Source organism: Aquimarina algiphila, assembly GCF_007489275.1.
GTDB lineage: Bacteria > Bacteroidota > Bacteroidia > Flavobacteriales > Flavobacteriaceae > Aquimarina > Aquimarina algiphila.
This window is the reverse complement of record NZ_VLNR01000070.1, coordinates 24,446-34,491: the sequence shown is the minus strand read 5'-3', so window position 1 is coordinate 34,491 and position 10,046 is coordinate 24,446. Positions and strand designations below refer to the sequence as shown.

Sequence of the window (10,046 nt, the reverse complement as noted above, 5' to 3'; positions counted from 1 at the left end):
AAGGATGGAGTGGTTAGTAACATATCCGAATACAAAAGCGAAAATGTAAATACCATTGATACTGGGGTAGATGTAATGAAAATTGAAAAGAAGAATTCTTTATTTACAGCCCGTAGGCGTGAAGGTTCTGATTTTAGAATTTTATTGTATGATGGTTTAAAAAATGGTTTGCCTGTTACTGTGAGTGCAATTAATGAAGTTGATTTTTCTATTGAAAATGTATACGAAAGATTATGGAAGAACTGGCTTAGATTTCGGGTTACTTCAGAGACGATAAAAGATAAGTTTAGTTGTGACATTTATGAAAATCTAACCACAGAACTGGGAAGATACAAATACAACAAAACGCAACTCGTTAAGAAAATCAGTAAACGAAGGGTTAAGGAAAATACATGGGAGGTTAGTATTGAGAGTGAGACTCTAGGGTAATGGCTAATAGGATATGAGAACCTACGTTTTTATTATTTCCCAATGAGCTTTGTCTTTTACTTTCTGGGGAAACTTATCTTTGTAAACCGTGTCCATATCATTACGCTCGTGTCCCATTAATTCTCTAATGATATCTACGTCGATTCCTTTGAATTTTCCGATTGTAGCAAATGTATGTCTAGGGGTTCTGGTAACTACTGCAGCGTTTTTAGGAAGAGTCTCAATTTGATTTTCTTTAAAAACCCTCCTTAGTGTGTAATAATGAGATTGTCTAAATTTATGATATTCTTTATCTCCTTTTGACCAAGGAAAAACATAAACATTGTCTTTTAAAGCATATCGATCAATTATTTTTTGTGCTTTTTTAAAAATTTTGACGTCGAATTCTTCAGCTTTATCTCCAAGTTTTAGTCTTTTAATAAATGCACGTCCATTATAAATTTGATTAACTTTTAGATAATAAATGTCCTTTAGATATTGTCCGCCTAAATAAAATTGTAGTAGCATTAAATCTATTGCTCTTTGTTGAGAATTACTGGAAAGTTTTAAGTTTTCTAATTTTTTGACCGTGCTTTTGCTAATGTAAATGTTTTTTCCTCTTCTTTTATTGTGATATAGGTCTCTGCCAATACCTTCAAATGGTCTCTCATTTGGAATTCCATTTAATCTACAACATAAATTGTACATTCTTCTAATGCCTGCAATATAAGTTTTAATAGAGCTGTTTTTACTACCTTTATCTTTACAATATTCCTTATATCTCTCCATTAACACAAGTGTAATCTCTCCAAAATCGCAAGTAGGTTTAAAATGCTCAAAATCGTCAATAATCTTATCGTAAACAAAAGCGCTCCCGTTACGATTAGATTGCCTTAATTTTTTTATTTGGTATCTGGAGAATTTTATAAAGTCTATTTTATTCTTTGATTCGCCTTCTTTTAATAAATAAGCCAATGCAATCTTAACATCATTTATACTCGTAAATTTAGATGTTATTGATTTTGCTTTTATCTCTGCTATTCTTACATATAGGTCATCAAACTCAGGATGAGTTGGTAGAGGAAACTTTTTAACATCATCCCAGTCCTCTGGTATTGAAATACCTATTTGTTTTCGCATACGTTTACCTTTATGACTCACATTAACGATAACAGGAAAGAAGTTTGATTTTTTCCGATCTGTTGTATTTAACAAAATATTAGCTTTCATAATACTTGCAATTTGCTTGCAATTATATGAATAATTTCCGTGTTTTTATTGTATATTTGATATAAGTTAATTTAAATATATAATTTATAAATTGACTGTTTTTCTTGTTTTATTGGTGTTTAAAGAGTTTTTTGACTTTACTTGTAAATGTATTATAAATTAACAACTACTTAATAATATTGTAATACTGATGAGGGTTCTGAAATAAAAATAATTACATTTACCTAACAAATTTTCTTTTATGGAGCACATTTCTGAGGAAAAACAAGAATTGAATTTCGATAAGAAAGCATATAGTGATGATATTCTTATTTCATTGTATTTTAGAATGCTTAAGCCAAGACTTATTGAAGAAAAAATGCTGGTATTATTACGGCAAGGTAAAATATCCAAATGGTTTAGTGGGATTGGTCAGGAAGCAATATCTGTTGGGATCACAGCAGTATTAGATGATGATGAGTATGTGTTACCGATGCATCGTAATTTAGGAGTATTTACAACAAGAGATATACCGCTATCTAGATTGTTTAGTCAATGGCAGGGAAAATCAAATGGATTCACTAATGGTCGTGATCGTTCTTTTCATTTTGGTACTCAAGAATATAATATTGTAGGGATGATTTCACATCTGGGGCCACAAATGGGGATTGCTTGTGGAATTGCTCTTGGTAATCTTTTGAAAAAAAATAATAAAGTTACTGCTGTCTTTACCGGAGAAGGAGGGACCAGTGAAGGAGATTTTCATGAAGCCCTTAATATAGCTTCGATATGGAATTTACCAGTACTGTTTTGTATAGAAAATAATGGATATGGTCTATCTACACCAACAAGTGAGCAGTATAATTGTAAAAACCTAGCTGATAGAGGGGCTGGTTATGGAATGGAGTCTTATGTTATTGATGGAAACAATGTGTTGGAAGTGTATCACAAGGTTAATGAATTGGCAAAAAGTATGAAACAAAATCCTCGTCCGGTTTTACTTGAATTTAAAACCTTTAGAATGCGAGGCCATGAAGAAGCAAGTGGAACTAAATATGTACCTCAAGAATTGATGGAATATTGGTCAGCAAAAGACCCGATAGAAAATTATAAAGAATACTTAGTTAACCAAGGGATTATTTCTCTGGAAGAAGAGCTTGAAAAACGATCAGAAATAAAAAAAGAAATAGAAACTCATTGGGATCTGGCCAATAATGAAGAAAAAGTTAATATAGATTTAGATAAAGAATTGAATGCTGTTTATGCTGAATTTGATTATATAGAAAAAAGACCAAACACAAAAACTACAGAACTAAGGTTGGTTGATGCAATTTCTGATGGTTTGAAAGTATCAATGCAACAATATAATGATCTTGTAATTATGGGGCAAGATATAGCAGAATATGGAGGTGTTTTTAAAATCACCGAAGGTTTTGTTGAGATGTTTGGCAAAGATCGTATTCGAAATACCCCTATTTGTGAATCAGCAATTGTTTCTGCAGCGTATGGTTTGTCAGTAAATCAGCATAAGGCGGTCGTTGAGATGCAGTTTGCAGATTTTGTGTCTTCAGGATTTAATCCTATTGTAAATTTGTTAGCAAAGTCAAATTATAGATGGAATCAATCGTCTGATGTTGTAATAAGAATGCCTTGTGGAGCGGGTGTTGGAGCAGGGCCATTCCATAGTCAAACAAATGAAGCATGGTTTACTAAAACTCCTGGGCTTAAGGTTGTATATCCAGCATTTCCTGTAGACGCAAAAGGATTGTTAGTAACGGCAATAGAGGACCCTAATCCAGTCTTGTTTTTTGAACATAAAGCTTTATATAGGAGCATTCGTCAAGAAGTTCCTGAAGGGTATTATAATCTACCTTTGGGGAAAGCATTCTTACTAAAAACTGGAGAAGATGTTACTATTATTAGTTATGGAGCTGCTGTGCATTGGGCATTAGAGATACTAGAAAAACACTTGAGTATTAAAGCAGATCTTATTGATTTAAGAACGCTACAGCCTTTGGATATAGAAACAATTTATAAATCAGTTAAAAAGACTGGTAAGGCTATTATTTTGCAAGAAGATACTTTATTTGGTGGTATAGCTTCAGATATTTCTGCCTTGCTTATGGAAAACTGTTTTCAATTTTTAGATGCACCGGTTAAGCGAGTGGCTAGTATACAAACACCAATACCATTTGATACTAATTTAGAAAATCAATATCTATCAAAAAATAGATTTGAAGAAGAATTATTAGCATTGTTAGCATATTAGTTTTATATAGTTTATTAGAATATTTTAGATCAAAGTTGTAGTAATTTTTTTGTTTCTTCTCCGGCATATTGAAAAGGAATGTATCCAAAACTGTCTTTAGCATTTTTGTTGGCTCCATACTTAAGTAATAACCGTACCCGTTTAGGATTATCTTCGAATGCGGCTCGATGAAGTAAGGTTCTATTGTATTGTGACTTTAGGGGGATATCGACTTTAGCACCATATTGTAATAAAATCTCTAATTTTTCAAAACTAACTATATGTACTATCGGTCTACCATAATCATCTTCTGCTCCATTAGTATTAAGACCTATAGATAAGGCATATTTTAATAGACTAATATCTCCTTGTATGATATGAAATAATGAATAAATGGGGCATTTATGTATATTCGCTCCTTTTGACACTAAGTGTTTAAAAACTTGTAAATCTTTTGTTGCAGAAAGTAATGGATGATGACTATCTTTTTTAGGGTTAATCTCTGATCCATTTTCTAGTAAAAAATCAATAAGGGGGATTTTTCCTAGTTGTACAGCTTTATGTAGAGCTTTGTTGTTTATATCGGTGCCTCCATTTTTTAAAATGAAATCTATATTAGGAAGCGCTTCGTCAATAGGTTTTTTTACTAATAAACTTAATGCAGTTTCGCGATTTCTATCTGGAATATTTGGATTAGCTCCTTGTTTGATGAGTTTTTTAACTTCTAAATATTCACTTTTTGATATTGCTTCATATAATTGTTTTTGGAGTTTACTGTTTTGTGCAGTAAGTAAAACGGGGACTAAAAATATAACAATAATAAAATGATACTTAATTTGTCTGGATATTAGATTTGTGATGCTCATGAAATATTAAAATTGTAATATTTTTTTCGTTTTTGACCCTGCATATTCATGAGGCATTTTTCCAAAATAATCAATAGATTTTCTACTCGCTCCATAAGACAATAATAAGTTAACTAGTTTAAGGTTGTCTTGTTTTGCGGCAATATGTAAAAGCATTTTATCAGGTACAGTGGTGTAATTATGAAATGGTTGAGTAGTGTTTCGTGCATCGACTTTGGCACCATATTGTAATAAAAGAGCTATTTGTTCATAGTTTCTAGTTGTAAATAAAATAGGGGTTCCAAATTCACCTTTTACATTTGGATCAGCACCAACAGATAATGTATATTTTAATAAATCAAGGTTTTGTGATTCTATGATGTTTTCTAAAATAGAATACTGATCATACGATTTGTACCTAGTAATATCTGCTCCTTTAGAAATCAAATGTTTAAATACTTTGAGATTCGTTGTTTCATATAAAGGAGAAGCTCCGATCTTAGGATTAATTTCATAACCGTTTTCTAGTAACAAATCAATAAGTTGTATGTTTCCCTTTTGTGTAGCATTCAAAAGAGCCTTGTTGTTAGGGTCTTTTCCGCCTTTATTGATGATGTATTTTACATTTCTTAGAGTGTTGCTGTTTTTTCCTGATGACAATAAACTCAAGACAGTTTCCCCTCGTTTGTTTATTTTATTGAGGTCCGCACCATATTTAATAAGAAGTTTAATCATTTCAAAATCATTGAATTGAGCAGCAATATGTAGGCTTGTTTGCTTATTGTTATCAACAGCATTTGGATTTGCTCCATATGATAATAAAATCTTGATATTATCATTTTTTCTATATCTCATTGCAGTATGCAAAACTATGGAGCTCTCTTTTTTTAAATGATCAGATTCATTACCGTCGAGCATTAGTTTAACAAGTGTAATGTCTTTCATTTTAATAGCTTCAAGTAGGAGTTTTTCTGAAAAAATATAACCTTTAGAATTGAGTAAGTGTATAAATTGTATATCATCCAAATTCTGTTTTACAAATGAAAAACTAAGCGTTTTAATGTCAAAAGAAATACCTTGTTTGATTAACAGTTTACGTGTGCTACTGTTGTTTTTTGAATAATAATATGCATTATTTCCTTTGTTATCTGTTTGATTGATATCTGCTCCTAGAGCAATTAATTGTTTAATTGCTATTGTGTCATTATATTTTGTCTGAGTGCATAGCAAACAAACCAGGTTTGGATTAGCACCATGATCAACCAAATATTTCCAGATAGTATTTGTCGAATCATCATTTATATTTTTACTTTGATGATTACCAAATTCTAAAGCATATCTGCCATCGTATCCTGGTGCGTTAAAATCGACAGAAACATCGGCTAAAGTTTGTAATGCCTCGATTCCTATATGATCCACAGTATATTCCCAAGGGATAAGAACTCCTGCATTGTATAATATTTTAACAGCTTCAGAATGTTTGTTTTTTAATGCATAAGTAATGGCCTTATCATTATATGCGATAAGGTTATTTTTACTTAATTTTTTATTTACATCTGCGCCATATTCTAATAAAAATTTAAGTTGTTCTATGTTTCCTTTTGCTGCTGCGCGAATTAGAAGTGTTTCTCTTTTTCCATTATCATTAAATATCGCATTTACATCAGCACCTTGTTTGATCAGTTTTTTAGCTTTTCTATACTTGGTTTTAGATAATACATCGTATAGTTGATCGTTTAGTTCAGAACCCTGAGCAGAGACTGTAGTAAGCGAAGATAGGCACAGGCTTATAAAAAAATGTATTACAATTTTTATTGGATTCAATTTCATATTCTCTCTTTATCGTCTTGTGTAAGAAACTTAGTAGTATCAGTGATGAGTAATACGTTTCAGATTATTAAGCTAAATGTCAAGTTTTAGATTTGGTTACTTTGCAAATAAGCATAAACCTTTCTATTAAGCTTAAAAGCGTTATGTTTTCTTACACCTTGTAATGATTACTTCTCAAAAATAGTTAGTAAATTAGATTCACCTCCATCATGTTCTTGTATGTAGCTGTAAAAGGGAGATATAATCTGTATATCAGAAAGTAGATTTTTTAAGTCTAGTTTGAGGAGTATTTCTTCGAAAATAGCATGAGCTTTTAATATGATTAATTCATTAATATAGTCATTTTCATACTCCAGATCGCAGTCATCAATTTCATCATAATACAAAGCATCTTCTTTTATCTCGTTATAATTAAATATTTTAATAGGTCCTATTTCACCTACTACTTCATTATCTAATCGATTTGAAAGTGATAGTTCTTTATCCATAAAAGAATCTGGTTTTAAGGCACCGTATGCGCTTAAAAATAATTCACCGCCGTCTCTATTAAAGTAGAATACAAGTGCTTGAATAGGTTTTTTGCCAATTAATAGCTCCTTTAATTGGGTAAAAAAAGCGCTTAGTGTATCAGTCGCGCCCGAATCTACTTTCATAGCGTCAATCAAATTTAATGTTTGATATAAATGTTTTTTAATTTTGTCATTAACCGCCATTAGTTCTGAATCATCAAATCCTTCAATTTTGGAAAAATAGTCAGCTTTTTTATTTGTATATTTTTCAAGACAACTTTTCTGTTTTCTGTTTTTCATATTTTGATTACTTTATGTTGGATAATTAACCATAACAAAAATATATAATACACTATGCGGATGCTACCCGGTTTACAGTGAATAAATAAGATTTGCTAATTCACACAAATTCTAGTTGTAAATTAAGAAAACGTTATAGTTCATAAAAAATATGATTATTGATAAGTTATTGATTTTTAGATTCTTGTGTTTTATTTTTTTGCATAGCTTATCTTTTTTTAATCAATTATGGGTAACGAATTCTAAATAGGGGTAAAATCCCCTTTAACATATGTTGTTTGTTGTGTAAGTAAATGTTAATTTCGCGCTGGCTATATTAATGTATAGTCTTTGGGACTTAAAAACAGGGAATTAAAACAGAATAAATGAACACTAAACAGCTGGAACACCTTCGTTCCTCAAAAATACTTGTGACTGGTGCAGCCGGTTTTATCGGGTCTAATCTTTGTGAAGCACTTTTGGATATTGGGAGTACTGTAATAGGGCTGGATAATTTTGCTACAGGACATAAAAAAAACCTTTCAGCGTTTATAGAAAATTCTAATTTTACTTTTATTGAAGGAGATATTAGAAACCTAGAAGATTGTAATAAAGCATGTGATGGTGTGGATTTTGTATTACATCAGGCAGCATTAGGTTCTGTTCCACGATCAATTAATGATCCTATTACAACTAATGATGTAAATGTCGGTGGATTTCTTAATATGTTAGTTGCTTCTCGTGATACGGGTGTAAAACGTTTTGTTTATGCGGCAAGTTCTTCCACTTATGGAGATTCTAAAGCATTGCCCAAAATAGAAGAAAAAATCGGAAAACCTTTATCTCCATACGCTATTACAAAATATGTTAATGAATTATATGCGGATAATTTTAAAAGAACGTATGATTTAGATACAATAGGTTTGCGCTATTTTAATGTTTTTGGACGTAAACAGGATCCTAATGGAGCTTACGCTGCTGTAATTCCAAAATTTGTAATGCAGTTCATGAAATATGAATCTCCGGTAATTAACGGAGACGGCGAGTTTTCAAGAGATTTTACCTATATAGATAATGTAATTCAGATGAATTTGTTATCCATAGTATCTGAAAATACTGAAGCTTTAAATAATGTGTATAATACAGCTTTTGGGGAAAGAACGACATTAAATGAGTTAACGACACTTTTAAAAGATTATTTGTCAGCATATGATAATGCTATAGCAAATGTAGATGTACAGTACGGACCAGAACGAAAAGGAGATATACCACATTCTTTGGCATCGGTTGATAAAGCAAAGAAATTTCTAGAATATAACCCTAATTTTGATATAAAAACAGGATTAAAAGAAGCAGTAAAATGGTATTGGGAAAATTTAAAATAATTCCAAATTTCCAGTAAATAAAGAATCAATATGCAGGATATTAAGATTGCCGTCATTGGATTAGGATATGTAGGATTACCTTTAGCAAGGTTATTTGCTACTAAATACCCAGTAATAGGTTTTGATATTAATCAAAAAAGAATCGAAGAGCTGTCTTCTGGAACAGATTCTACTTTAGAAGTAGAAGATGATTTGTTACAATCAGTATTGAAAAGTAATGCGGATTTAAAAGAGAATGGGCTTTATTGTTCATCTAATCTAGAAGATATTAAGGAGTGTAATTATTATATAATTACAGTTCCAACTCCGGTAGATAAAAATAATAGACCTGATCTTACTCCCTTATATAAATCAAGTGAAACCGTAGCAAATGTGCTTAAGAAAGGAGATGTTGTGGTGTATGAGTCTACAGTGTATCCTGGGGTTACAGAGGAAGAATGCGTTCCTGTATTAGAAAAAATAAGCGGATTAAAATTTAATGAAGATTTTTTTGCAGGATATTCTCCAGAGCGAATCAATCCAGGAGATAAAAAACATACCGTAGAGAAAATCCTTAAGGTAACAGCGGGATCTACTCCAGAAATCGGCAAAAAAGTAGATGCTTTATATGGTTCTATAATTGCCGCGGGAACTCACCTTGCTCCAACAATCAAGGTTGCAGAAGCAGCTAAAGTTATTGAGAATTCGCAAAGAGATATCAATATTGCTTTTGTCAATGAGTTAGCTAAGATTTTTAATCTAATGGATATTGATACTAATGATGTATTGGAAGCTGCTGGGACAAAATGGAATTTCCTTCCTTTCAAACCAGGTTTGGTTGGTGGACATTGTATAGGTGTGGATCCTTACTATTTGGCACAACGAGCTCAGGAATTTGGATATCATCCAGAAATTATTCTTGCCGGACGTAGATTAAATGATAGTATGGGACAGTATGTAGCATCAGAAGTTATCAAACTTATGGTAAAACATGATATCCATATCAAGGGAGCTAATGTACTAGTACTAGGGGTGACTTTTAAAGAAAATTGCCCTGATGTTCGTAATACAAGAGCTGTAGATGTTATTCAACAATTAAGTGATTTTGGTACAAATATCACAGTATATGATCCTTGGGCAAATCCCGATGAAGTAATGCATGAATATAATCTAAAAACAACGACTGATTTGCCTAATAATACTTATGATGCTGTTGTATTAACCGTAGCACATAAAGAATTTTTGGATATTAATTTGAAATCTTTACTTGCACCGAATGGAATTCTTTATGATGTAAAAGGAATTCTAAAAGAAGAGGTGCACGGGAGATTATAATTAAGATATTTTTAGTTAC

At 31.5% G+C, this 10,046-nt stretch carries 8 protein-coding genes; 4 read left to right on the top strand and 4 right to left on the bottom strand.

Translation table 11 applies throughout. The features are described 5' to 3' along the window. The coding region (locus FOF46_RS31780; RefSeq protein ID WP_167571941.1) for a hypothetical protein at window positions 1–429 on the top strand (429 nt) is incomplete at its 5' end. A 21-nt stretch (window positions 430–450) separates the two neighbouring features. Here FOF46_RS31780 and FOF46_RS24915 read toward each other — a convergent pair. Beyond that, window positions 451–1,638: a tyrosine-type recombinase/integrase gene (locus FOF46_RS24915; RefSeq protein WP_143918332.1), complete on the bottom strand. Its 1,188-nt coding sequence runs from the start codon at window positions 1,636–1,638 to the stop codon at window positions 451–453. 241 nt (window positions 1,639–1,879) lie between these two features. Between FOF46_RS24915 and FOF46_RS24910 the strand changes: the two genes are divergently transcribed. After that, on the top strand, window positions 1,880–3,886 hold the full coding sequence (locus FOF46_RS24910; protein WP_143918331.1) for an alpha-ketoacid dehydrogenase subunit alpha/beta: 2,007 nt from the start codon (window positions 1,880–1,882) through the stop codon (window positions 3,884–3,886). A gap of 29 nt (window positions 3,887–3,915) precedes the next feature. On the opposite strand, the gene FOF46_RS24905 is transcribed toward FOF46_RS24910, so the two are convergent. The 3 genes from FOF46_RS24905 to FOF46_RS24895 all read right to left on the bottom strand — a co-directional run bounded on the left by FOF46_RS24905 (window position 3,916) and on the right by FOF46_RS24895 (window position 7,349). Then, on the bottom strand, window positions 3,916–4,731 hold the full coding sequence (locus tag FOF46_RS24905) for an ankyrin repeat domain-containing protein (RefSeq protein ID WP_109437712.1): 816 nt from the start codon (window positions 4,729–4,731) through the stop codon (window positions 3,916–3,918). Between the two features lie 6 nt (window positions 4,732–4,737). Further along, window positions 4,738–6,540, bottom strand: a complete 1,803-nt coding sequence (locus FOF46_RS24900; RefSeq protein WP_143918330.1) for an ankyrin repeat domain-containing protein — start codon at window positions 6,538–6,540, stop codon at window positions 4,738–4,740. 167 nt (window positions 6,541–6,707) lie between these two features. Continuing rightward, window positions 6,708–7,349, bottom strand: coding sequence for a hypothetical protein (locus FOF46_RS24895; RefSeq protein WP_143918329.1), 642 nt, complete (start codon window positions 7,347–7,349; stop codon window positions 6,708–6,710). 365 nt (window positions 7,350–7,714) lie between these two features. On the opposite strand from FOF46_RS24895, the gene FOF46_RS24890 reads away from it, so the two are divergent. Both FOF46_RS24890 and FOF46_RS24885 read left to right on the top strand, forming a co-directional pair. Beyond that, a complete protein-coding gene (locus tag FOF46_RS24890; RefSeq protein ID WP_143918328.1) occupies window positions 7,715–8,713 on the top strand; it encodes an SDR family oxidoreductase in 999 nt (332 codons plus the stop codon). Window positions 8,714–8,743: 30 nt separating this feature from the next. Continuing rightward, a complete protein-coding gene (locus tag FOF46_RS24885; RefSeq protein WP_109437708.1) occupies window positions 8,744–10,027 on the top strand; it encodes a nucleotide sugar dehydrogenase in 1,284 nt (427 codons plus the stop codon). The last annotated feature ends 19 nt before the right edge of the window (window positions 10,028–10,046 follow it).